At 59.7% G+C, this 22,142-nt stretch carries 21 protein-coding genes; 6 read left to right on the forward strand and 15 right to left on the reverse strand.

Going from position 1 to position 22,142, the window contains the following annotated elements; genetic code table 11:
- The 5 genes from GT003_RS31690 to GT003_RS31715 form a co-directional block, all read right to left on the reverse strand.
- The coding region (locus GT003_RS31690; protein ID WP_249043592.1) for a glycosyltransferase at positions 1 to 1,788 on the reverse strand (1,788 nt) is incomplete at its 3' end.
- Positions 1,789 to 1,803: 15 nt separating this feature from the next.
- On the reverse strand, positions 1,804 to 4,149 hold the full coding sequence (locus tag GT003_RS31695) for a tetratricopeptide repeat-containing glycosyltransferase family 2 protein (RefSeq protein WP_161705656.1): 2,346 nt from the start codon (positions 4,147 to 4,149) through the stop codon (positions 1,804 to 1,806).
- Positions 4,139 to 6,217 carry a glycosyltransferase family 2 protein gene (locus GT003_RS31700; protein WP_161705658.1) on the reverse strand — a complete coding sequence of 693 codons (2,079 nt, stop codon included), beginning with the start codon at positions 6,215 to 6,217 and terminating at the stop codon, positions 4,139 to 4,141. The genes GT003_RS31695 and GT003_RS31700 overlap by 11 nt, the downstream gene beginning before the upstream one ends.
- A gap of 17 nt (positions 6,218 to 6,234) precedes the next feature.
- A complete protein-coding gene (locus tag GT003_RS32770) occupies positions 6,235 to 8,079 on the reverse strand; it encodes a DUF6385 domain-containing protein (protein WP_239565915.1) in 1,845 nt (614 codons plus the stop codon).
- Between the two features lie 56 nt (positions 8,080 to 8,135).
- On the reverse strand, positions 8,136 to 8,570 hold the full coding sequence (locus GT003_RS31715) for a DUF6385 domain-containing protein (protein WP_161705660.1): 435 nt from the start codon (positions 8,568 to 8,570) through the stop codon (positions 8,136 to 8,138).
- Between the two features lie 198 nt (positions 8,571 to 8,768).
- Here GT003_RS31715 and GT003_RS31720 point away from each other — a divergent pair, with 198 nt between their 5' ends.
- The gene (locus tag GT003_RS31720; RefSeq protein ID WP_161705662.1) at positions 8,769 to 9,302 is read left to right on the forward strand and encodes a hypothetical protein; all 534 of its coding nucleotides are present in this window, start codon (positions 8,769 to 8,771) and stop codon (positions 9,300 to 9,302) included.
- Between the two features lie 3 nt (positions 9,303 to 9,305).
- A complete protein-coding gene (locus GT003_RS31725; protein WP_161705664.1) occupies positions 9,306 to 9,887 on the forward strand; it encodes a hypothetical protein in 582 nt (193 codons plus the stop codon).
- A 103-nt stretch (positions 9,888 to 9,990) separates the two neighbouring features.
- Here the strand turns inward: GT003_RS31725 and GT003_RS31730 are convergent, their stop codons facing one another.
- Complete coding sequence (locus GT003_RS31730) at positions 9,991 to 10,911, reverse strand: NAD(P)/FAD-dependent oxidoreductase (protein WP_239565916.1); 921 nt, start codon at positions 10,909 to 10,911, stop codon at positions 9,991 to 9,993.
- Positions 10,912 to 10,999: 88 nt separating this feature from the next.
- The gene (locus tag GT003_RS31735) at positions 11,000 to 11,398 is read right to left on the reverse strand and encodes an RrF2 family transcriptional regulator (protein ID WP_161705668.1); all 399 of its coding nucleotides are present in this window, start codon (positions 11,396 to 11,398) and stop codon (positions 11,000 to 11,002) included.
- A 318-nt stretch (positions 11,399 to 11,716) separates the two neighbouring features.
- On the opposite strand from GT003_RS31735, the gene GT003_RS31740 reads away from it, so the two are divergent.
- Positions 11,717 to 13,033 carry a glycoside hydrolase family 16 protein gene (locus GT003_RS31740; RefSeq protein ID WP_161705670.1) on the forward strand — a complete coding sequence of 439 codons (1,317 nt, stop codon included), beginning with the start codon at positions 11,717 to 11,719 and terminating at the stop codon, positions 13,031 to 13,033.
- A 699-nt stretch (positions 13,034 to 13,732) separates the two neighbouring features.
- Here the strand turns inward: GT003_RS31740 and GT003_RS31745 are convergent.
- From GT003_RS31745 to GT003_RS31760, 4 genes are all read right to left on the reverse strand, one after another.
- Positions 13,733 to 14,191: a MarR family winged helix-turn-helix transcriptional regulator gene (locus tag GT003_RS31745; protein ID WP_161705672.1), complete on the reverse strand. Its 459-nt coding sequence runs from the start codon at positions 14,189 to 14,191 to the stop codon at positions 13,733 to 13,735.
- A gap of 135 nt (positions 14,192 to 14,326) precedes the next feature.
- Positions 14,327 to 14,812 (reverse strand): CcdC family protein, encoded by a 486-nt coding sequence (locus tag GT003_RS31750; RefSeq protein ID WP_161705674.1) that lies wholly within the window; start codon positions 14,810 to 14,812, stop codon positions 14,327 to 14,329.
- 120 nt (positions 14,813 to 14,932) lie between these two features.
- Positions 14,933 to 15,406, reverse strand: coding sequence for a NanQ anomerase/TabA/YiaL family protein (locus GT003_RS31755; protein WP_161705676.1), 474 nt, complete (start codon positions 15,404 to 15,406; stop codon positions 14,933 to 14,935).
- 4 nt (positions 15,407 to 15,410) lie between these two features.
- The gene (locus tag GT003_RS31760; protein WP_161705678.1) at positions 15,411 to 15,620 is read right to left on the reverse strand and encodes a YwbE family protein; all 210 of its coding nucleotides are present in this window, start codon (positions 15,618 to 15,620) and stop codon (positions 15,411 to 15,413) included.
- Between the two features lie 142 nt (positions 15,621 to 15,762).
- Here GT003_RS31760 and GT003_RS31765 point away from each other — a divergent pair, with 142 nt between their 5' ends.
- On the forward strand, positions 15,763 to 16,017 hold the full coding sequence (locus GT003_RS31765; RefSeq protein WP_239565917.1) for a DUF1450 domain-containing protein: 255 nt from the start codon (positions 15,763 to 15,765) through the stop codon (positions 16,015 to 16,017).
- Between the two features lie 116 nt (positions 16,018 to 16,133).
- Complete coding sequence (locus tag GT003_RS31770; protein ID WP_161705711.1) at positions 16,134 to 16,640, forward strand: ferritin; 507 nt, start codon at positions 16,134 to 16,136, stop codon at positions 16,638 to 16,640.
- Between the two features lie 143 nt (positions 16,641 to 16,783).
- Here GT003_RS31770 and GT003_RS31775 read toward each other — a convergent pair whose 3' ends face one another.
- Together GT003_RS31775 and GT003_RS31780 are read right to left on the reverse strand one after the other, a co-directional pair.
- Positions 16,784 to 17,530, reverse strand: coding sequence for a WecB/TagA/CpsF family glycosyltransferase (locus GT003_RS31775; protein WP_161705680.1), 747 nt, complete (start codon positions 17,528 to 17,530; stop codon positions 16,784 to 16,786).
- A gap of 132 nt (positions 17,531 to 17,662) precedes the next feature.
- A complete protein-coding gene (locus tag GT003_RS31780; RefSeq protein WP_161705682.1) occupies positions 17,663 to 18,187 on the reverse strand; it encodes a hypothetical protein in 525 nt (174 codons plus the stop codon).
- A 160-nt stretch (positions 18,188 to 18,347) separates the two neighbouring features.
- Between GT003_RS31780 and GT003_RS31785 the strand changes: the two genes are divergently transcribed.
- Complete coding sequence (locus tag GT003_RS31785; RefSeq protein ID WP_161705685.1) at positions 18,348 to 19,043, forward strand: Gmad2 immunoglobulin-like domain-containing protein; 696 nt, start codon at positions 18,348 to 18,350, stop codon at positions 19,041 to 19,043.
- A 1,458-nt stretch (positions 19,044 to 20,501) separates the two neighbouring features.
- On the opposite strand, the gene GT003_RS31790 is transcribed toward GT003_RS31785, so the two are convergent.
- Both GT003_RS31790 and GT003_RS31795 read right to left on the reverse strand, forming a co-directional pair.
- The gene (locus tag GT003_RS31790; protein WP_161705687.1) at positions 20,502 to 20,870 is read right to left on the reverse strand and encodes a DUF4180 domain-containing protein; all 369 of its coding nucleotides are present in this window, start codon (positions 20,868 to 20,870) and stop codon (positions 20,502 to 20,504) included.
- A gap of 147 nt (positions 20,871 to 21,017) precedes the next feature.
- Complete coding sequence (locus GT003_RS31795) at positions 21,018 to 21,989, reverse strand: GntR family transcriptional regulator (RefSeq protein ID WP_161705689.1); 972 nt, start codon at positions 21,987 to 21,989, stop codon at positions 21,018 to 21,020.
- Positions 21,990 to 22,142 lie beyond the last annotated feature (153 nt).

A 22,142-nucleotide genomic window follows, 5' to 3' on the forward strand; every position in this document is an offset into this window, starting at 1 on the left:
GAGGATCGTCCGCGCCGGAGCCGCGGGGGCCGCAGCCGCATGGAGGCGCAGCCATGCGGGCACGGCCCCGAGGCGGAGCAGCGCCCGGGCAATGGCGCCGCTCGCCGCATCCTGCGGCATCGCGCGCTCCGCGCCCGCGAAGGCCGCGAGCGCCGCCCGGGCGGCGGCTTGGAACGCGCCGCCCGGCTGCTGCTCCAGCGCTATGCGCGCACGCTCGGTATCCCCTTCGCCCAGCGCCAAGGCAAAACCATACAGCGCCAGCCGCTCCGCATCTGCGTTTCCGGCGTCATAGGCGGCTTCCCAAACCTGCCGTCCTCGCTCCGCTTCTCCCCGCTGAACCAGCCATATCCCCTCGGCCAGTGCGCCAGGCGAGGTTCCTTCATGTTGAAGACGCTCAGCGCCGCCATGGGCGCGCGACCACAGCGCCGCCGCTTCCTCCGGCAGCCGGAGATCGAGCAGCCACTCGGCGAAACCGTCTCCCAACCAAGACAACCGCGCAGCCATGCCTGTCTTTTTCCCGGCTTCAGCCCCCAGACCGGTCTCGACTCTCTTCTCGCCCCCTGCCGCTTCGCGAATCCCACCATGCCGCAGTGCAGCACCTTCAGCCGCTTTCAGCCACAACGGCCGCAGCGAAACATCCAGCCGGCCAAGCAGGAGCAGCCTTTGCCATGCCGGTGCATAATCCGGCCGCAGCGCGATGGCCGAGACATAAGCTTCGGCAGCTTCGCGGAAACGATACATCCGCTCCAGTGCAGCCCCCGCCAAGCCAAAGGCGCGATAAGTCCCCGCCCCTGCCGCAGTCGAGAACCAGATCGGAGCCGGTCCCGCCCGCAGCGCTTCATCGATGCAGCGCAGCGCGGATACAGGCTCGTCAAGCGCAAGCAGCACCTCGGACCTCGCTTCATGCGCATCCGCAAAATCAGCATGCCTCTTCGTACAAATCGCCGCATACCGCGCAGCATCTCCCAGACGTCCCACAGCCCGGCAGGCGTGAACGACCTTCAGCAGCAGATCCGATCCGTAGCCGGGATCATGCGCCAGCTCGGCAAGCGGCTCCAGCCAAACAAGCGCCGCAGCGTAATCGCCGCACGCGAACAGCTCTGCGCCCGCAGCGTACCTCAGCCCTGGATTATCGGGGGCCGCTTCAAGCGCGCGCTCGAGCAGACGCCTGTTGCGCGCGAACTTGTCCCGCTCCGCGATGACGTCGTCGCGATACCCTTCATGCCGAATTTCCAAGCCCGCCGCATAGCCTACCGCCTCGGCTCCGAACGCTTCGCCTATCGCGGAGGCTGCCTCTTCGTGCACCAAACCTCGAAAACGAATCCGCTCGTCGCGGCGGAACAGTCGGCAAACGGCATCCGTCACCGTGCCCGCATGCGCGCCGCTTCCGACCCGGCTGATCACCTGGACAAAATATCCTTGTTTGGCCGTATCCGCAAGCAGCGCCTGCCACGCGGCCGCGTCCGTTACAATCAACTGTTCGTCGGCATCCAGCACGAGAATCCACGACTGCGAAGCAGCGGCCAGCGACAAATTGCGGACCGCGGCAAAATCATCCGTCCACGCCGTATGGATCACCCTCGCGCCGCCAGCCTCCGCAATCGCCGCCGTCCCGTCGGTCGAACCGGTGTCGACAACGATCATCTCGGTCACGAAAGCAGCAGCCGAGCGCAGGCAATCCGCCAAGAAGCGGCCTTCGTTCCGCACGATCATGCACAGCGATACCGGAAGCGGTCCGCCGGCGAAGCCGTTACCGTCATCAACGCCGTTCGCCGCTTCTTGTCCCATGAAGGTCACAGGCGCTCACCCCCTGACAGGCAATGCCAGTCTAATGCTCTGCACCGCCTGCGCATGCTTCGCGGATTGCTGCGCGGCGGCCAAATGCCGGTCAGCCAGCGCGCATACCGCTCTCGCGCCGGCGCGGACGCCCTCGCGCACGGCAGCCGTGTCCGCTCCGGCCTCTCCGCTGTCGGAAGGCTTGCCGCTAAGCAGCATGCCGACCGCGCTTCGAATGCGCTGCTTAGACTCCGGCCCGCCTGCACCGCCGGCCAGCAAGAACGGCAGCCACTCGCGCACGGCGGACGGGACGGGCTCAGCAGTCTCGGACTGAGGTTCCGGCCCTGCCACGGTCGCTACCCCTGCCTCATTCTTTCTCTCTGTCGTCTCTGTCCCTGTTTCTGTTTCTGTCTCTGTCTCTGTTAATGTTTTTGTCATTACGATAGCCTCTATTATTGTCTCCATCCCTGACTCAATCTCGTTCTCGACGTCTGTCTCTATATCTATCTTTTCCACAGCCTCTATCTCTTCCGTTGTCTCTACTTCCGTCTCTGTTTTCGTCTCTACTTTCGTTTCTACTCCTGTCTCTGCTTCGGTCTCTACCCCTGTCTCTGCTTCCGTCTCTGCCCCTGGCCCCGTTTCCCTCTCTGCTTTCGGCTCTACCCTTGTCTTTCGTTTCTTCTCTTCCCCTGTCTCTAAATCTCTCCCTCTCTCAAACTCGGGCTCCCTCTCGGCCCCGTCTCTCCTCGTCCTCGCACCTCTCTCTATCCTTGCTTCCGCTTTTCCCCCTATCTCTGTCTCTACTTTCATCTCTGTTTCCGTCTCTACTTTCATCTCCGCCTCAGCCTCTACTTCCCTACCCGGCAGAAGCCAATCCATGGTCGCCCGCCATCCCGCAAGCCGGCTTTCGGCCGCGCCGGCAGACCCGCCCGCCGAAGCCGCATTCGCCTTCCTGCTTGGCTCGACGAATTGCTCTCCGTCATCGGTACCTGTACCCATCTTCCCGAAAGCCGCGTCACTCCCGGCAGCCCGGCCCTGGTTCGCTTCCCCAGCCAGTCGCGCATGCACGCCCGCCAGGCCCAGCCAAGGCTGCAAAACCGCACGTTCCCCCTCATCCGCTCGCTCCGCCCATTTGCCCAGCCATAACCGCAGTGCTTCATGACAGCCGCAGTCGAGCAGGATGCCCGCAAGCTTATCGACCGCCCGAGGCGACGCCAGCGTAAACCGCGTTTCGATGAATGCCGCCAGCCTCTCCGGCACCGAGGACACGTTCATCATGCGGCAGAGCCGGTACAACGGCGCGAGCAGACTGCTCTTATGCCGCACCGCTTCCGTATACCAATGCGCGGCCGTCTCCATATCCTGCTCCGCCTCGTGCATCGTGCCGAGCCAATAGGCCGATTGGTAGGTGCCCATGCCGTCTTCCGTATGATAGAGCGCGGGCGCCTTGCCGATCGCGAGCGCGGCGGCGAATGCCTCGGCTGCCTGCCGTCTGCGGCCGAGCGCGGCCAGACTTACGCCCCGGGCATGCTGCAAATCCGGATATTCCGCGTACCAGATCAATCCTTCCTCCGCGCTGCGAAGCGCTTCTTCCCAGCGGCGAAGCACCTGCAGGCAGCTCGTTTCATGCTTCACCAACAGGTGGGCATAGCTGACCGACGCGTAATCAATCCCGTCCCGAGCCCGCCGGAACGCCGACAGCGCCTCCCCCACCTCGCCAGCGCGAAAATACTCGACCCCAAGGTTATACCAGTTGAACCGATTGTCCGGCTCTTCTTGTATCGCCAGCTCGAGCAGCGTCCGGTTGCGGTTCACTTTGTCCTTGGCCGCCACGACCTCGCGCCGATAGCCGTAATGGTGGATGATCACGTCGCTGAGATGAAACCGCGCCTGCGGCGTATGCCGCATGATCGGCGCCGCGATCTGCTCATGAATCCGGCCCTCGAAACGGTATCTCCGGTCGTTGCGGAACATGCGCAGCACCGGATTGATCGTCGCCCCGTCGCCGCCGTCCCCGGAGTAATTCCATACGTTCAGGAAATACCCCGTGATCTCCCGGTGCTGCGCCAGCGTCCGCAGCTGCTCCCGCGTGCCGGCATCCAGCTCCTCGTCGGCATCGAGAAACAGAATCCACTCGCCCTCCGCGTGGACCAGTCCTTTATTTCTGGCGCCGGCAAAATCCTCCGTCCATTCGCTGCGCACGACCGCCGCGCCGAATTTGCGGGCCATCTCCACCGTACCGTCGGTAGAGCCGGTATCCACGACGACGATTTGATCCGCGATCCCTTTCGCGCTTCGGAGACATCGGGGCAGATCGCGCTCTTCGTTCTTCACGATCATGCAGAGCGTAATGAGCTTCGTCTTATTCGCCAACGTTCATGCGCCTCCTTTGCGCGGCGGTCCAAGGCGTCCGCCAGCCCGTCGCTTCCGTCTGCATCATCGCGAGCTGCAGCTGTTCGAGATCCGCGAGCGGCCAGCCGCCGCCGTAAGACGCCGTCGCGCTTCCCGCCCATGGCAGCAGCGCCTCGCGCGCAACCGCCAGCGAGCAAAAGGCAGCTCCCAGCTGCGCGCGCGTCCGTATCTCTTCTTCCGCGGCCGCTTCCTCGAACATCCCGAGGGCCTCGCTGTACAGCCCCTTCAGCATCAGGAGCTCTCCGAAAGCGAAGCTTTCCTCCGCCCGAAGCGGCCGCTTCTCCATTGCCCGAAGCAGGCGCCCCGCTGCCGCTTGGGCATAGCCGTGCGCGTACAGCAGCGCGGCGTGCCGATCCTCGAGCGCCGGAGCTGCCTGTGACAGCCTGCCCGCAAGCCGTATCAAGCCAAGCTCGAGCGAACGTTGCGACAGAAACTCCAGGAAAGAGACCCAGCCCGGCAGCGTCGTATTCATGCCTTCCGTCCTCACCGCGCGAAGGGCCGCGAACGGGGCCGCGTAGCGTTCCACGGCAGCGAACAGCTGCAGCAGCTCCTTGTTCTCGGCGGCAAGCCGTTCACGAAGCGCGCCGCCCATGGGCTGGCCGGAGTCCCAGCCATACAAGGCGGCATCTACGCAATAGCCGACCGCGGTCTCCCGCTGAAGTTCCATTGGCGCTATAGCGGGCTCTGTCTCTTCCCGCGCTCCGAGCGCGGCCAGCAGCAGCGCCCGGGCGGCGCCCGCATCCCCCGCGCCGGCGAGGCAGGCCGCATAGGCGCGGGTATCCTCCGGCGCGAGCGGTCCGGCCTCGCGCCAGAACGGCAGCGCGGCGGCATGCCCGCCGATGCCGCCGAGCACCCGGGCCAGCAGCGCCGCATCCCCCGGCGCCGCTTCGCCCAGGCACGAAGCCAGCGCAGCCGCAATGGCTTCGTCGCGCTCGCCCGCGGCCTGCAGCTGCTCCGCCCAGCCCGCCAAGGCCGGGCTGTAACGCGGCGCTTCCGAAGCCGCCGCCGCGTACAAGCGCAGCGCATGCTCGCCGCGACCAAGCGCGGCCTCCGCCGCCGCAAGCCCGCAGCGGGCGCGGTAAGTTCCCGCGCCCGCCTCACTTACGGTGCCGCGCGCGGCTTCGCCTGCTGCCAGCGCCGCCTCATAGGCGCCGCGCGCATCCAGAACGCGGCGCTGAGCCATTAGACTATCGCCGTATACGAGCTGGATGTCCGGATGGTCGGCGTATCGGTCCACTTCGCGATACAGCAGTGCCGAAGCAGCGTCCGCATCGCCCAACGCGAGCAGCGCTTTCGCCCGATCGCGAAGAAGCATCGCCCGGTAAGGCGCATCCGCCGGCGCAAACAAAGAAGCCAAAGCAAATGCCGCTGCGGCATCCTTTGGCTTGTTCAACTGGCAGAGCGTCACGCCCTTATTGTATAGGTGGAACGGATGGTCAGGCTCCTGCTGGAGCGCTTTGCCGATCAAGCGGAGATTGCGCTCTGCTTTCGCTTTGCGCGTCATGATCTCAGGCAAGTAGCCGTCATGCTGTAAAAGCAGCCCGCTGGACGGGCCGTCGACCGCATGCTGCACCTCGCCCGGACGGACGAGCTGCTCGTGAATAAGTCCGGCATACCGCAACCCGCAATCCGTCCGGAAGAGGCGCACCGCATCATGTCTCATGATCTCGCCTTCCTGACGGCCGTAGCGGTTCGCGATATTGACCGAGAACGCGTCTCCCGCTGCTCCGCGCAGCAGGCTCCGAAGTCCGGACCGGTCCATGCCGGTATCCAGCCATTCGTCCGCATCCAGCGCCAGCACCCAGATCGTACGCGATGCTTCCAGCCCTGCGTTACGCGCCGCGGCAAAGTCGTCCTCCCACGCCGCTCGGACAACCCTGGCTCCAAAAGCTGCTGCGATGTCGACGGTCCTGTCGATGGAACCGGTGTCCGTAACGACCATTTCATCCGCAAGCCCCTGTACGCTGCTTAGGCAGCGGCCAAGAACCTCTTCTTCGTTGCATGCCAGGATATGAATGCCGAGCAGCATGGAATCACGCTCCCATATTAAGTGCCTTGTGCGTTGAAGTAGACGTCGATGGTCGTCGAGCTTCCAGCAGCGGACGAGCGATAAGCCAGCCGCGTATACTTCAGGAACCGCTGCGGTACGAGCACATCCACGCTGCCGGCGGCAATGCCCGTCGACGTGTCGACGTCAGCGTACCAGTTGGTGCCGTCGGCGCTGATTTCCACCCGGGCGTCCGCTCTATTCGTGCCTGGACCGCGGTTGTAGACGAAGAAGGAGTACGTGCCGAGCACGCTGGTCGTCACCGGGTTGAGCGCCGTGAATGCATTCGCCGTTACGAGCGCGGTGTTCGCTTGCTCGACGAAGCTCTTTTGCGAGATCGAGGTCACGCTGCTCAGCGTACCTCCCGTAATCGTTGCTCCCATGACGCTGGTTATGGTACCGTTCAGCAGGTTCGTCAACGTTCCTGCCGTAATCGTCGCGCCAAGCACGCTGGTCAACGTTCCATCCAGCAGGTTCGTGACTGTTCCCACCGTCACCGTACCACCGGAAATGGCTACCGTACCGGCTGTAATCGTTGCTCCCATGACGCTCGTGATGGTACCGTTCAGCAAGTTGGTCAACGTTCCTGCCGTAATCGTCGCGCCAAGCACGCTGGTCAACGTTCCATCCAGCAGGTTCGTTACCGTTCCCACGGTCACCGTACCACCAGAAATGGCTACCGTACCGGCCGTGATCGTTGCTCCCATCACACTCGTGATGGTACCGTTCAATAGGTTCGTCAGAGTTCCTGCCGTAATCGTTGCTCCAAGCACGCTCGTCAATGTCCCCGCTGTAATCGTCGCGCCAAGTACGCTCGTTAACGTTCCGTCCAACAAGTTCGTCAACGTTCCCGCTGTAATCGTCGCGCCAAGCACGCTCGTCAATGTACCATCCAACAAATTATCAATCGTGCCCACCGTCACCGTACCGCCCGAAATCGCTACCGTACCGGCCGTAATCGTTGCTCCCATGACGCTCGTGATGGTACCGTTCAGCAAGTTGGTCAGTGTTCCTGCCGTAATCGTCGCGCCAAGTACGCTCGTTAACGTTCCGTCCAGCAAGTTCGTCAACGTTCCTGCCGTAATCGTTGCCCCGAGCACGCTCGTCAATGTACCGTCCAACAAATTATCAATCGTGCCCACCGTCACCGTACCGCCCGAAATCGCCACCGTTCCGGCCGTGATCGTTGCTCCCATGACGCTCGTGATCGTACCGTTCAGCAAGTTCGTCAACGTTCCTGCCGTGATCGTTGCTCCGAGCACGCTCGTTAACGTTCCGTCCAGCAAGTTCGTCAACGTTCCCGCTGTAATCGTCGCGCCAAGCACGCTCGTTAACGTTCCGTCCAGCAAGTTCGTCAATGTACCGGCCGTAATCGTTGCCCCGAGCACGCTCGTCAGCGTTCCCGCCGTGATCGTCGCTCCCATTACATTGGTCAGCGTTCCATCCAGCAGGTTCGTTATCGTGCCGACCGTCACCGTACCGCCCGAAATCGCCACCGTACCGGCCGTGATCGTCGCTCCCATGACGCTCGTGATCGTACCGTCCAGCAGGTTCGTCAACGTTCCTGCCGTAATCGTCGCACCCAACACGCTCGTCAACGTTCCCGCCGTAATCGTCGCGCCGAGCACGCTGGTAATCGTTCCGTTCAAAATATTGTCGATCGTACCGACCGTCACCGTACCGCCCGAAATCGAGACGTTACTGATGGTGCCGTCCAAAATAATATTCAGTATATGACCGGCCGTATCCGTTGCTACCGGCTGCGGCGTCAACGTCTCGTCCTGCCCGAATATTAAAGTGCGCAGCTTGTCGGGATTCGGATTAAAGGCTGAAAAATTCGGCATCGTTCCTCACTCTACTTTCAACAGAATAGTTCGTAGCCTCTTGCTGTTCCGTCCATTCATCTGGCTCGCTGCGATTGGAAGTAAACCGTTACCCCCGTCGGCTTGCCCACGTTCAGGGATCTCACCAGTAGCCTCGTAAAGCGTTGAAATCTTGCCGGCACGACGACCGCCGTTGCTCCGGTCGGCACGACCTCCTCCACGTCGATCGTGTAGTCCCGGCCATTAGGCCCGATCTCCACCTGCGCAAGCACGGGCTCGCTCCCTTTATTCACGACCGCATACGAATACACGCTTTTATTCGAGGTGTCCTGGGGAGGCAGGGCGATAAAATCATCCGTCGTGGAAATATCCGCAAACACCTGCTCCGAGAAAAAAGGACTCGCCGGCTTGCGATTGCTTCCGCAGGGTTTCTTCGACTCTCCGTTCTTTTTGCAACGCGGGGGAAGGCAGCTCCTTCCCTTGCGGAGACAGTGGCGCGTCTTTTTGCTCATGTCATCTTCCCCTTGGTTAACGCTCATTTACTTTATGTCCCTATCCAATTCATGGAAACGGCATGTGTCCGCGGGTCTACTGGCCCCTTTTGCGCAAAATCCATGTTCCCCCAAGGCGGGCAGGCCCTCCCGTCCCATATAATGCAGCAGAGGCTCCCTGTTCAAGGCAGAGCCACCCCAGTCCGATCGAGGTGCTGCATGAACAACTTCAATGTATTTAATACCGAACATAACCCCGTCTATATGCAGCAAAATAACGTCTTCACCTCGCCTGGCATCAACGGAATTCCCGAGCTAGACGCCGCCAAGAGCGGCGCGCTCTTCCTATTGAGCACCGGCAGCGTTGCCGTCGGCGGCGGCACCTCGCTGCTGCTGCAAGCCGCGAACCCGTCCGGCAGCGCCAAGAAACTGTACCTGTCCCGCATTTCCGGGGGCGCATCGGCCGCAGCCGCGCTGACGGTCTTCTCCGGCGGCACGATCACGGGCGGCACGACCCCGGCTCCGGTCAACGCCCTGCTCGGCAGCGCCACGGCAACCGTCGCGACGACCAGGCAGAACGCCGGCACGCTCGGGGGTACGCCGACGACCGTCATGGCCATGCAGATCACGGCCGGCATGTACGTGGTCGACTTCGGGGGCGGGCTTATCGTGCAGGCGAATCAGACGCTCTCCGTCGCGCTCGGCACCGGCGCCCTGACGGGCTCGATCAATCTGACGTGGTGGGAGGCGTAACGCATGCCCAATCATTTTATTTTCGACCAAAGCAACAGCAATTTCTTCGGAAAGCTCGTCAACACGTATGCCGCGCCGGGCGTGGTCGCTCCGCCGGACAACGATGCGACCGTGAATGCCAGGGAGTTCGCCACAACCTTTACCACGTCCTCCTCGCTCGGCATACTCGGCGGTTCCGTCATTGCGTCCATGCAGCTTACGAATCCATCGGGCAGCGGCCGTTCGCTCTATGTCTCGAACATGGCAGGGGGCGTCGGCGTCGGGCTCAGCCTGCTCTCGAGCTTCAGCGGTTCCCTGGTCGTCGCGCGCGGCGGCACGATCGCTTCCCCTTCGACGCTGACGCCGGTCAATACCCTATTCGGCAGCGCCGCGGCAAGCGTCATGACCGCAAGGTCCTCCACGAGCGTCATTAGCGCCGGTACGAACTTCCTGAGCTTCCCGCTGGATCCGGGCATGTTCAGCCTAGGCTTCGGCGGCGGCATCATCGTACCGCCGAACCAGAGCCTCTCCATGACGGTTAGCGGCGCGCTCAGCGTCGCCGGCACGCTTTCCTGCTTCATTAACTTGACGTGGTGGGAGGCATGAGCGCATTGGCAGGCACTCGGCGCTCATCATCAAAAACAGCGGCCGCCCCGGACACGAACATCGTATCCGAGGCGACCGCTGTTTTTGTGGTCGAATCCATCGCTTAGTGCGGTGCTTGCGTGAAATGACTCCAAGCTTCTTCGCTCAGCTCCCCGTTAATGGCCGCCGCGGCCATCGAACCGAGCGAAGCCGCCGCAATCGCCTGATGCATCCGCGTTGCCGCATCTCCGGCGCTGAAGACGCCCGGAACGTTCGTCTTGCCGAAGGGATCGACGACGACGGTTCCCGCTTCCGCGATCTCGCAGCCGATCGCCCGCGGCAGGTCCGATCCTGGGACGAGCGTCGTTCGGAAAAAGATCCCGGTGCACGGAACGGTCGTTCCGTCGGTCAGAACGACCTGATGGACGATTCCGCCTTCGGAATCGACGGACCGGATCGGGGCGTCGAATACAGGTATTCCACGCTGGCTCAGTTCCTCGCGATGCGCCTCCGTCATGTCGCCCGAACCATTCGTGCAGATCGTGAACCGGTTGGTCCAGCCGGCGATCAACTTGGCCATATGCAGCGCATCCGCCCCGCTCGAGATGACGACAAGCGGCTGATCCCGGTGTTCCCAACCGTCGCAATACGGGCAGACGAAGGCGCTTTTGCCGTAGACGTCGGCGAGGCCTTCGATCGTAAGCGGGAGGTCCTTCATGCCTGCCGCGAAGAGCAGCTTCCTGCTCCGATAGCTCTCTCCCCCCGCGGTCGTAATGCGGAAATCGCCATCCGTTCCCGCAATCGATACCGCGGTATCCGCGACGAAGCTGACGGTCGGGTAAGCGAGGATCTGTTCCCGCGCGATTCGTCTGAATTCGCTTGGAGCGATTGGATCCCGCGTCAGAAACCCGTGCATCTCTCCGGTGACCCGGTTGCGCGGCTTCCCTTCGTCGATTACCGCTACCTTCTTCCTTGCCCTGCCTAGTACAAGAGCGGCGCTCAAGCCCGCAGGCCCTCCGCCGATGATGACGCAATCGTATTTCATCCTCATTCTCCTTTTTATGATTCTCATTTATTATTAAAGACATAATAGACTCTTTATGTCCCTAATTACTTCAAAAAAAGACAGCCGATTACTTAGCTTGCATGAGCTTCGCCACATCCGCTATCTTCTTGTTCCCCAAATACTGCTCCATCTGACGTTCGGATTCCATGACAACCTGCTGAATCAGGCACTCGCTTCCGTGGTCCATGCTGCATTCGAACAAGGAGGCGGTCCCTTCGATCGCATGGATGATATCCAAGAAAGAGATATCCTCCTGCTTCCGGCGGAGACGATAGCCCCCGTTCGCGCCCGTTGCGGACTGAATAAGACCGGCCTTCACAAGCTTGGTCATCATCTTGGACAGGTATGTCTGCGACACGCCCAGCTTTTCTGCCAGCAATTGCACGCCGACGGGCTTGTCGGGAGCTGCCGTCACCAGATACAGCATCGCATGAAGCGCGTAGTCCGTCGCTTGGGAATATTTCATGCCGCACCTCCTGTTATAGACTTTAGGAATCCATAATAACTCTAATCATTCCGAAATGCAAGCAGGCTCCTGCCGCGCTCTGATGCAGCTTGGGCGGCCGCCCATGCAACCTCGGCCGAAGCAATCGGCCGGTATCGGTCACAAAAACGGCATTTAAGTCATAACAAGCGGCAGACTCGCAGGGAAATCCATCGTATACTAGCGCTGTCTTCGACGAATCGAACGATTTCGCCGGGATGAATTCACATTCCCTAGGGAAGGAGGTCAGCTGCAACAGCGCAAGCCGACGATAACTAATCCCCTATAGGAGGAATCAAAATGACAATTCGCATGAAACCGACCCTGCATTTATTCTTGGCCGCCATCATGGCAGCGGTTCTCTTCGTCGCCTGGGGCACGCAAGCCAATGCCAAATCGTTATCCTTCAACGCTTCGGACGATTCGTGGATGTGGGGAACGAGTTCGATGACGTATACGGACCCCGTCGTCAACGTGTTAAGCAGCCAGGATAAGAAAGCCTACTTCAAATTCGCCGTCAGCGGCGCGGGGACCATCTCGAGCGCCATTCTGAAAGTAAAATGCGTGACGGGCGGGACGGCGACGATCGGCGCTTACGCGGGCACCGGAAACAATACATGGACGGAATCTACGCTGACTTGGGTCAACCTGCCAGCCGTCGGCAGCCTGCTCGAGTCCAAGAATATCACCTTCGAGGCCGGCAAGACCTACGCGTTCAACGTAGGCGGGCTGGTTACGGCGAACGGCACGTATTCGCTCATCCTGAAGGGGACCGCGGGCAGCGAAGTGACCTTTTCGACCAAGGAAGGCTCCAGCGCTCCGCAGCTTATCGTCTCCGACGGAACGACGCCGGTTACGTCGCAAGGACCTAGCCTTGCCGGCTATACGCTCTACAAAGACTACTCGTTCGGCACGTCCAAGAACGTAAACAGCCTTACTGCGCTGTCCAACTCGTTCAACGCGTACGGCATCGCCGGCACGACCGTTATCAACGGCGAGTGGCAGCGATATCAGCCGATCAACGCCACCAACCATGTGCTGACCGCGAACTCGCTCGACTTGACCGCTACGCCGAATCTCGGCGGCGTGTATGACGGCGGCATCAGCAGCGGACAGATCACGACGAAGGAAACCTTCTATCCGTCGAACGGGAAGACGTACATCTTCCAGCTGCGGGCTAAGATTCCGAACGGCATCGGCACATGGCCGGCCTTCTGGATGTATTCGCCCGGCGGGACGGGTTCGACCTCATCCGAAATCGATATTTTCGAGTTCTTCCAATCCCCGACGCAGAACCATTACGACTGGACGGGTTACGACCATGGCAGCGGCGTCGGCGCCAACTACTACAACATCATGACCAACCAATGGGTCTGGCATCCGGGAACGGATTTCTCGGCCGACTATCATCTGTACACGCTCGTCTGGAAGGAAGGCGAGATCCAGAAGTGGGTGGACGGCACCTTGGTCAAAGGCACGAATTTCGATTGGTACGGTCCGGCGCCGCAGGTGCTCATCAATCTCGCTACCGGCGGGGGCAGCAACAGCAATCCGACGGCCAGCACGTTCCCGGCTAAGTTCAGCCTCGATTATTTCCGGGTTTACGTGAAGAACTGATTCTCGAAGGTTACGGCCGGCGACGCCTCGCCTGCTGACGAGCGCGGCAAGACCAGGCGGGAGCTCATGCTTCCGCCTGGTTTTTTCTCGCTCCACCGTCGGGAGTTAATGCGCATGTGCCGACGTGCATTGCAACAAATCAGGGGGCTGGAGGAGCCGAAAACGGGCCAGGATTTGTGCAGAACAGCACTTTGGAACGCTCGAGGAGTTGAGACGAAGCGAATTTGTGCAATTCAGCAGCTTTTGAGCGCTCACGCAGCTGAAGCAGAGCGAATTTGTGCAATTCAGCAGCTTTTGAGCACTCGAGGAGCAGAACCAATGCGAAATTTGTGCAGTACTGCAGCTTTTGAGCGCTCACGGAGCTGAAGCAGAGCGAATTTGTGCAGTACTGCAGCTTTTGAGCGCTCGAGGAGCAGAACCGATGCGAATTTGTGCAATTCAGCAGCTTTGGGAGCTCGATGTGCCCGGGATAGGCACGGACCGTTTCCATGTAAACGAAACAGTCCCGCGTATCCGTTGCCTCCCGGCCGAATAACAAAGAACCCTGAAAACCGCTTACCTACAGCGGCATTCAGGGTTCTCTTCGTTGCTTCGCCGCCAATGCCCGCGCGATGCCGCCAACGAACGGCTTGCACGAATTTATTACTCTAACTTATCACTCTGCATGTCCGCTGCCATGCGGGGAAACTTGCCGTTCGTTCAATCCCGCGAACCTTCGCAGGAACGGGTATGCACGTCGGCCGTCAATTGCTGCAATTGCCCCCGCAGCGAAGCGATCTCCTCCGGCGATAGGCTCGTCTGGCAGAAGACGCGCTCCGGGATAACCGCCGCCCGCTCTTTCAGTGCCCGGCCGTCGTCCGTCAGCCTGACGATGACGCTCCGTTCGTCCTGCGGATCGCGGTCCCTGCGAAGCAGCTTCATGCTCTCGAGCTTCTTAAGCAGCGGCGTCAGCGTGCCGGAATCGAGGTACAGCCGCCGGCCCAGCTCCTTGACCGGCACCTCGTCCTTCTCCCACAGGGCAAGCAAGGTGACATACTGCGTATACGTAATGCCAAGCTCGTCCAGGAACGGACGGTACAGCTTCGTCACCTCGCGCGCGCAGGCATAGAGGGCAAAACAAAGCTGATTGTCCAGCTCGAGCAGCGCGTTATTCTCCATGTCGGGTCTCCTCTCTCTCGATGCGATGCCATACGATAGGAATGCGATCTATACGATCAGCACAATTAAATTGCATACAATTTATGTGGTTAGAATAACAGCTGACATTCGGGCTGTCAACCGTATCTCTTCTCGTTATTCCCGTTTCAACGCCATAAATTCCCGAAGCATGGCTATTCGCCAGACCACGATCATGCCGAACGCCAGCACGAAGAACAGCGCCCCCGTCTGCGGGATCGAGACCCTGCTTTCGACCGCATTATGCACCAGCAGCCGGATGACAAGCAGGCCAAGCAGGATGAAAATGAACATTTTGGAGCGCTTCAGCACGATCTCGTCCCCGACCCGCTCCAGCTTGGACGTGCGGATGAGCGGAAAGGCGAATACCGTGGCGCCCGCGGCAAACGCGATCAATGCCCATGTCCACGGTACATGCGTTTCCGGAACGACGAACATGAGGAAGCCGGTGGACATGCCAAGCGGCGGAATGATGATTTTGCGCATCGTGGTCGGGCGGTTGCTGGCTCGCAGCCGAAGAAACATGACCGCCACGCCGGAGAGCAGCGTGATCACGATCGATGCGACATGACCGAACGTGAAGGAATTCGGGAGAAAGCTCATCAAGACGCACTCCTTTGGGACAGCAGCTATGGCCGGTTCTTTGTCGACGCATTCTCTCTTATCCTACCTATTTTGCGCCGCCGTTGCAAACGCCGCCATCGGTTGGATGACGTCTTCGCCTTAGACGAGCGCGTCCCTATGAATCTTCACGACGGCCTTCCGGATGCGCATGTCTTCTTCCACGGAGCAATTCGGACGATGAATGTCCGTCGGGAACAGCACGAGGAAGTCGCCGGGTACGAGATTTACGGCATTCTCGTTGCGGACTTCGCCGTAGAAGGCAATGTCCTGCGTATCATAGCGGTTATCGACGATGATTTGCTCCTCGGATACTTTAGCCACGCGCATCTGTTCGCGCCCGCTCAGCAGCAGTTGAATATCGGTGTGGAGCAAATGCGTCTCCGGCTGCACCTCGTTCCAAGGGCGCGTGTCGGGCTCGTTGACCAGCAGGTACATGCCCTCTTCGCCGAATTCATGACGGCCTGCCGGGAGCGCATCCAGGTCCATGCCCTGCAGCCGCTCGATCGCGCGCCGTACGCCTGCCGGAAACGTATCCTTTTCCTGTTCCCAATTGTTCATATCGCTGTAGATCATCGTTCTAGCTCCCTTCGGTTACGATCGATTTCACTCTTCCCACGTCGCCGCTCTGCAGGCGGACCTTGATGCCATGGGGATGGTTCTGGGAATTGGTCAAGATGTCCTTGACGATGCCGCGGGTCAGCCGCCCCGTCGGCTGGTCCTTCTTCAATACGATATCGACCGTGATGCCCGGTCTGATGCTCGCTCGCTGTTGTCCGTTTGCGCTCATTTCGATGCTGGCTCCTTCTGCATGGCTTGATATTGATCACATCATAAGCCAGCAGGCAGGCGAAGTAAAGAAATCCGCCGTTCCCGCCGAATTTTGATTGACATCGATAATGAGAATCACTATCATTAGGAGAGAATTGCAAATGCCACGAGGAGAGGTTGGTTCCGGACGCATGAAGAAAATCAAATACTGCTGCCGCAACTTTAAGCATGGCTCCAAATCCGTGTTCAAGTCGATCAAGCAGGAGTTTCCCGATTTGAAGCAGAAGAAGAAGGACTGCCTCGGCAATTGCAGGCTGTGCGCCAAGCAGTGCATGGTACTGATCGGCAAGACCGAAGTTATCGTCGCCCCGACCGCGGACGTGCTGTATGCGAAGCTCAAGCATCGGATAGGCTAATATGGAATAGTATGGTACGATAGGAGAAGAAGCATCGGGCGTCCTTCAGGGCGACGAGGGACTTCTTCTCTTTATGTTTACCGACAACCATTATGACAAGGGAGGTGCGGCCGATGATGAAGGAAAACCTTAGCGAAGCTCTGAACGAGCAGCTGAATTTCGAGTTTTATTCCGCACATGTGTACCTGGCGATCGCGGCCTATTGTTCCGGGGAGAGCCTGGACGGCTTCGCGAATTTCTTTATCGTGCAAGCCGAGGAAGAGCGATTCCATGCCATGAAGATGTACAAGTATCTCAATGACCGCGGCAAACGCGTCAAGCTGGCCGGCATGAGCACACCCAACAATGACTATAGCTCTATTCTTGAGGCATTCGAACATGCTTATCATCATGAGCAAGAAGTCACCAAGCGCATTTATCACCTGTCCGACATCGCGATGAACGACCGCGAGCATGCGACGATCCAGTTTCTGAAATGGTTCATCGACGAGCAGGTCGAGGAAGAATCGATGTTCGACAGCATCATCAACAAGCTCAAGCGGATCGACAAGGACAGCAACGCGTTCTTCATGCTCGATGCCGAGTTCGCGGCACGGACGTTCGTTCCGCCGACGAACGCGTAATCGGCAGCACGCTGCCCGCACAAGAAGAAATGGCTGCACGGGTTACCCAACCCGTACAGCCATTTTTTGTCTTCCTCGGATGCTCCCCTTCGCGCAGGACACGGTTCCAAGCCATATAAAAAGGGCCTCTGCCCGCGCAACTCTTACCTCTTCTTCGTCGTCAGAATGGTGAGGGCGAATTTTGGCAGCACCAGCTGGCGGCGCCAGCGCGACGGCTGCTTTAATAGCCGGTACAGCCACTCGACGTTCAGCTTCTGCCAGATCACGGGCGCACGCTTGACCTTGCCCGCGATCACGTCAAGGCTGCCCCCGACGCCGAAGGCGACTTTCGCGTTCAGGCTGTTCTTGTGCTTGTAAATAAACTTCTCGGCATTCGGCGCACCGAGCGCCACGATCAACAGATCCGGCTGCTTCCGCCCGATATCGGCGACTAGCGCCGTTTCCTGATTGCCTTTGAAGTAGCCGTTATGTCTGCCGACGACATTCACGCCGGCGTACTTGTCCTTAATAATATCCACGGCCTTCGCGTTCGTCTCCTCGTCGGCGCCGACGACATACAGCGAGAACCCGCGCACCGCCGCTCCTTCAAACAGCCCAATCAACAGGTCGTAACCGGTCACCCGCTCCGGAATATGCGTTCCCTGCCACTTGGCCGCCAGCACGACGCCGATGCCGTCCGGCGTAATGAGATCGGCCGCATCGACGATCTCCCTCAGCCGCGGCTGCTGATTTGCTGCCATCACGATCTCGGGATTGGCCGTTATGAGATGAAACAGCCCGCGCTGCGCCCCTTCGGCTCGTTCGCCCTCAAGCTTGCCCTGAAGCAGCTTCACGGTATCCGAAAGCGTCAATCGGGAGAAGGGCACGCCTAATATCTTGACGGAATCCATCTTACACCTTCCTCTGCACTCTTATGTTGTCCCCTATTGTAGCATAGGGGGGATTCCGGCGAAAGAAGCCCGCCCTCCCGCGGCCGAGCGGCCCCCGCTCTCCGGCCCAGGGCCGTTCCCGCGCCGCTTGCGCTAGCGAAACTTATCCGCGATCCAGCGGATAAAGTCGCCGATGATCGGCACGAGACCGAAACCATGGTCGCCGATGGCGACAAGGCCATAGACGCGATCGCCGATCGCAACCGCGCCGAGCACATGCTCGCCGATCGCGACGGCGCCCAGCGCGTTCTGGCCGATGGCGACGGCACCGAGGGCGGATTCGCCGATCGCGACCGCGCCAAGCGCGAGATCGCCGATCGCAACGGCACCGGCAGAGAAGCCGCTGGATATCGCGACGGCGCCGAGCGCCAGCATCCCGCCGAGGGCCACCGCGCCGAACGACATTATGCCGACGGCGACGGCTCCGCCGGCAACCAGTCCAACCGCGATATCGCCCAGCGCGATAAGGCCGAAAGCGATTTTGGGTTTGCCTTTACCTGCGCTTGAACGGATGCTGATGATCGGGAACTTGGCGGCCGGCCATTGGTAATCGATCTCGTCCCGTCCGTTTTGCCCCAAATAACGATTGAACCGAAGCAGCCGATTCCATTCAAACATGGCTCGTCGTCACTCCCTCATGTGCCCGTTGGTGATTCAGGGCTTTGTTACCAGCGTATACTAAATACAAGAGCGCGGGCAAGCTTGCCGGCCCCGCAAAAAAAGATAATTTTGGCGTTTCGGCTTTCCGATGATAATTAAGAAAGCAGGTGGATGCAACATGAGAAGAAGCTATGCATTTCTCGGGGGCATGATCGTCCTTATGCTGGTTTGCGCCGTTCTGGCCGGCTGTTCGGAAGACAACGGCGGCGTGGCCAACGCCCCCGGCAAGTCGCCTTCGACCGATCAAGGCGATAACTCCGGGGTGACGCCCTCCTCGAATAACGGTACGCAGGCGAATAACGGCGGGGACAGCACGATCGATCCGACACCCTCTAACGGAACGAATACGGGGAATGGCGGCGCGGCTAGCGAGCCGGGCGGGCAGGTGAATAACGATGCTGGGACGGGATCGGCGCCGAAAGGCCAGGCGAACGACAATGCCGGAACGGCGACGGATGACGGGAAACCGAAGATCGTCGCAAGCAACGAGGCATTCCGCGTGTACGGGCCGGCTCCGGATTCGGTCGTCGGCGAGAAGTTTACGGTGAAGGGGCAGGCGCGCGTCTTCGAAGCCGCGTTCAGCTACTCCTTCGAGGATGGACACAATATTCTCGATGAAGGTCATACGATGGCCGACATGGGTGCGCCGGAATGGGGCGAGTTCGAGTTTAAAGTCTCCTTGAAGGAGATCCCGACCAGCCCGACGGGCGTGCTGACGATCTACGAATCAAGCGCCAAGGACGGTTCGCCGGTCCACGAGCTGCATATTCCTTATAAGTTCGAGGATGGGCTGGTGAAGCTGGAAACGGAGTAGCGCGGCTAGCGCAGCGGGCTTGCAGCGCTCGTTGGCGCTCTTCGAGGCCGGTTCGGCCCGAAAAGCTGCTGTGGTGCAGCTATTCGCGCTCTTCGAGGCCGATTAGGCTGGAAAAGCTGCTGCGGTGCAGCTTTTGCTCTCTTCGAGGCCGGTTCGGCTGGAAAAGCTGCTGTGGTGCAGCTTTTAGCGCTCTTCGAGGCCGATTAGGCTGGAAAAGCTGCCGCGTTGCAGCTTTTTGCGCTCTATGAGGCCGGTTCGGCCCGAAAAGCTGCTGTTGCGCAGCTTTTAGCGCTTTTCGAGGCCGGTTAAGCCCGAAAAGCTGCTGTGGCGCAGCTTTTGGCGCTCTTCGAGGCCGATTAGGCTGGAAAAGCTGCTGTGTTGCATGGCGCTCTTTTTAGGCCGGCTCGGCCTGAAAAGCTGCTGCGGTGCAGCTTTCGGCGCTCTATGAGGCCGGTTCGGCCCCAAACGCTGCTGCGGCGCAGCTTTTGGCGCTCTATGAGGCCGGTTCGGCCCGAAAAGCTGCTGCGGCGCAGCTTTTGGCGCTCTTCGAGGCCGATTAGGCTGGAAAAGCTGCTGCGGCGCAGCTTTTGGCGCTCTTCGAGGCCGATTAGGCTGGAAAAGCTGCTGCGGCGCAGCTTTTGGCGCTCTATGAGGCTGGTTCGGCTGGAAAAGCTGCTGTGGTGCATGGCGCTCTATGAGGCCGGTTCGGCCCGAAAAGCTGCTGTGGTGCAGTTTTTGCGCTCTATGAGGCCGGTTCGGCTGGAAAAGCTGCTGTGGTGCAGCTTTTGGCGCTCTTCGAGGCCGGTTAGGCCCGAAAAGCTGCTGTGGTGCAGCTTTTGGCGCTCTATGAGGCCGGTCCGGCCCGAAAAGCTGCTGTGGCGCAGCTTTTGGCGATCTCTGGGGCTGGTTAGGCCCGAGGGAGGCCAACGCTTCCGCGTCTCCTATTCAGTCGGTGCTTGCCTTGTCGTCGCCGATCGTCCCGCCGATAGCCAGCACGTATTTCAACGGTGCGTTCCCCGCTGACGGGGAGGGATAGTTTGTAGCTGTATCCCTCCATCAATACCGGTCTCTCCCGATCGGCGTCCGCGAATTGCCAATTGCCGTCGCTCCAGACGAAGATCGGCTGCAAATTTTCGGTGCGGGCGGGCAGGTCTTTGCCGGAGATGTTTTCCGACCGAATGGTTACGCTGCCTTCGGACGAACCCGGCTTGGACGGCGTTACCGCAATCAAATAAGGACGGATGACGCCTGCCTCCGTACAGGCGGCTTTCGGGGCGCCGGCGTTCAGCGGCCGCTAACGCTAAATTTTGGGTGCGTTCAATTCACACACTCCTCTTCTCTCCGACTCACGCCTCGTATGACGACAGCGAAAGGAATGAAGTTCAGCACTTCGGCATCCCAACGAAATAAAGCCTGCCCGTTACAGGCAGACTCGGTATGATCATCGGACTAGCGTGGCTAGCCGGCTTCATGGAGCGCCGCAAGCGCGGACGCTTCTTCGGCCATGAAGAAGAACTGTTTGCCCTGATTGCATTCGTAAATGAAATTCCGCAGACTCTTGCTGTCATAGCCGCTGAAATCGCCGACGATGGCCAGCTTGACGCGATAATTCGTAAACTTCTGCAAAATATCCCCTGCCAGCTTCGTACGCAGTTCGAAGAAATCCTCCGCGATGTTCTCTTTGCGGATGAGCAGCTTATTGCTGTCCCCGTCATAGCTGGCGGTTGCCATCAGATCCAGCGCGTCCTGCACGCTGCCGATGACGATCCCGTCGCTCTCGATGATCGCCACGTTGGACGACCCCTTGCGGTCAAAAGTCATGTTCATCTCAATTCCACCTTTCGTTTTCTTGGCCCGCCGTCCGCCAAGCCAGTCGCTCTGCTCACGTAAGCGCGTCGTCCATGGCCGCGACGACTTAAAGGCTAAAGGCCGTTCGTCGGGATCATGCACTGGATATCAACTCGGTTCCTATGGTCATCTCGCCTGAGACGCGATTTCCTCCAGCAAATTTGCGCTGCTTTGCTCCAGCTTCATGGGGAATAGCTCCGTTTTGCCCGGTGCCAAGTTCTTCAGCTCCGAATAAACGGCGTCGGAGGCATAAATCTTGTCGAAGCTCCGGGCGGCTTCGTTCAAGCGTTCGCGCTCGTTCATCCCGATCACCTCGGTATGCAGCGCCTGAATCCCGGCTTCCCGAATCCGGCTGGCCATCCATTCGCCCCCGATTCTCCCCAGGCATACGAAGGCGACTCGGCTCCCCTGCTTCAAATTAGCAATCGCGAGCAGCAGCGAGGGTTCGACGGCAGCCCCGATGACGATGACCTTGCGGTCGTGGCGGGCAAACAACGCCTTGGCCTCCTCCGCATGATTCAAGGTCGCGACAATGGCATCGCATCTTAGAGCCGCTTCCCTTACGGCGGCATCCCCTGGCGAACCTTCATCCAGGAAGAGCATCTCGACCTCTCCTCCGGTTGCCTGTTCGATCCGCGAGCGATAGAAGGGATGATCATGTCCCTGGCATTCGACCAGCAATATCCGCAGCTTCCCGGTTGGACGGGGCGGCTGCAGCAGCGTATAGGCCAGCCCCGCCATGAAAAAGGACTTCAAGTCCATGCCTGCTGCCGATGCCTCGCGAATCGTATCGTCGATCAGCCGCTGCATCGACTTCCGTTCTTCCACGAGCGATCGGGTCCGGCTCCCGCCGGCGATCTGCGTGCCGCGTCCCTTCTGCATCGTAACGAGTCCCTCGTCGCGCAGCTGACTGTACACCCAGTTGATCGTATTCCGATTAAGCTCCAGCTCATCCGCCAAATGGCTTGTCGAAGGAAGCATGTCGCCGACTTCCAGCTGTCCCATGCCGATGAGCCACTTGAGCTGGTCTTTGATCTGCGTATTTACGCTGAAGGTCAATTGGGGATCGACTTGCAGCAGATAGTTTTTCTTTTCCATCGCAAACACCCCGTTACATAGTTTTCTAGGTATATTATAAACCAGCACCACCCATAATCCAACGTTATGAGGAGCAAAATCAATCATACCCTTGCCTTTTCTTAGGGAGATGTCAATGAAAGAAAATAGGTTGACACTCACCTCATTTAATTA

The organism is Paenibacillus sacheonensis, from assembly GCF_009909195.1.
GTDB classification, from domain to species: Bacteria; Bacillota; Bacilli; order Paenibacillales; family Paenibacillaceae; genus Paenibacillus_Z; species Paenibacillus_Z sacheonensis.

What these genes read in the sequence shown, in the direction of transcription:
- GT003_RS31700 (WP_161705658.1), bottom strand. Translation starts at nt 6,217, where the DNA reads ATGCTGCTCGGCATTCATATCCTGGCATGCAACGAAGAAGAGGTTCTT.
- GT003_RS32770 (WP_239565915.1), bottom strand. Translation starts at nt 8,079, where the DNA reads ATGCCGAATTTTTCAGCCTTTAATCCGAATCCCGACAAGCTGCGCACT.
- GT003_RS31715 (WP_161705660.1), bottom strand. Translation starts at nt 8,570, where the DNA reads ATGAGCAAAAAGACGCGCCACTGTCTCCGCAAGGGAAGGAGCTGCCTT.
- GT003_RS31720 (WP_161705662.1), top strand. Translation starts at nt 8,769, where the DNA reads ATGAACAACTTCAATGTATTTAATACCGAACATAACCCCGTCTATATG.
- GT003_RS31725 (WP_161705664.1), top strand. Translation starts at nt 9,306, where the DNA reads ATGCCCAATCATTTTATTTTCGACCAAAGCAACAGCAATTTCTTCGGA.
- GT003_RS31730 (WP_239565916.1), bottom strand. Translation starts at nt 10,911, where the DNA reads ATGAAATACGATTGCGTCATCATCGGCGGAGGGCCTGCGGGCTTGAGC.
- GT003_RS31735 (WP_161705668.1), bottom strand. Translation starts at nt 11,398, where the DNA reads ATGAAATATTCCCAAGCGACGGACTACGCGCTTCATGCGATGCTGTAT.
- GT003_RS31740 (WP_161705670.1), top strand. Translation starts at nt 11,717, where the DNA reads ATGACAATTCGCATGAAACCGACCCTGCATTTATTCTTGGCCGCCATC.
- GT003_RS31745 (WP_161705672.1), bottom strand. Translation starts at nt 14,191, where the DNA reads ATGGAGAATAACGCGCTGCTCGAGCTGGACAATCAGCTTTGTTTTGCC.
- GT003_RS31750 (WP_161705674.1), bottom strand. Translation starts at nt 14,812, where the DNA reads ATGAGCTTTCTCCCGAATTCCTTCACGTTCGGTCATGTCGCATCGATC.
- GT003_RS31755 (WP_161705676.1), bottom strand. Translation starts at nt 15,406, where the DNA reads ATGATCTACAGCGATATGAACAATTGGGAACAGGAAAAGGATACGTTT.
- GT003_RS31760 (WP_161705678.1), bottom strand. Translation starts at nt 15,620, where the DNA reads ATGAGCGCAAACGGACAACAGCGAGCGAGCATCAGACCGGGCATCACG.
- GT003_RS31765 (WP_239565917.1), top strand. Translation starts at nt 15,763, where the DNA reads ATGCCACGAGGAGAGGTTGGTTCCGGACGCATGAAGAAAATCAAATAC.
- GT003_RS31770 (WP_161705711.1), top strand. Translation starts at nt 16,134, where the DNA reads ATGAAGGAAAACCTTAGCGAAGCTCTGAACGAGCAGCTGAATTTCGAG.
- GT003_RS31775 (WP_161705680.1), bottom strand. Translation starts at nt 17,530, where the DNA reads ATGGATTCCGTCAAGATATTAGGCGTGCCCTTCTCCCGATTGACGCTT.
- GT003_RS31780 (WP_161705682.1), bottom strand. Translation starts at nt 18,187, where the DNA reads ATGTTTGAATGGAATCGGCTGCTTCGGTTCAATCGTTATTTGGGGCAA.
- GT003_RS31785 (WP_161705685.1), top strand. Translation starts at nt 18,348, where the DNA reads ATGAGAAGAAGCTATGCATTTCTCGGGGGCATGATCGTCCTTATGCTG.
- GT003_RS31790 (WP_161705687.1), bottom strand. Translation starts at nt 20,870, where the DNA reads ATGAACATGACTTTTGACCGCAAGGGGTCGTCCAACGTGGCGATCATC.
- GT003_RS31795 (WP_161705689.1), bottom strand. Translation starts at nt 21,989, where the DNA reads ATGGAAAAGAAAAACTATCTGCTGCAAGTCGATCCCCAATTGACCTTC.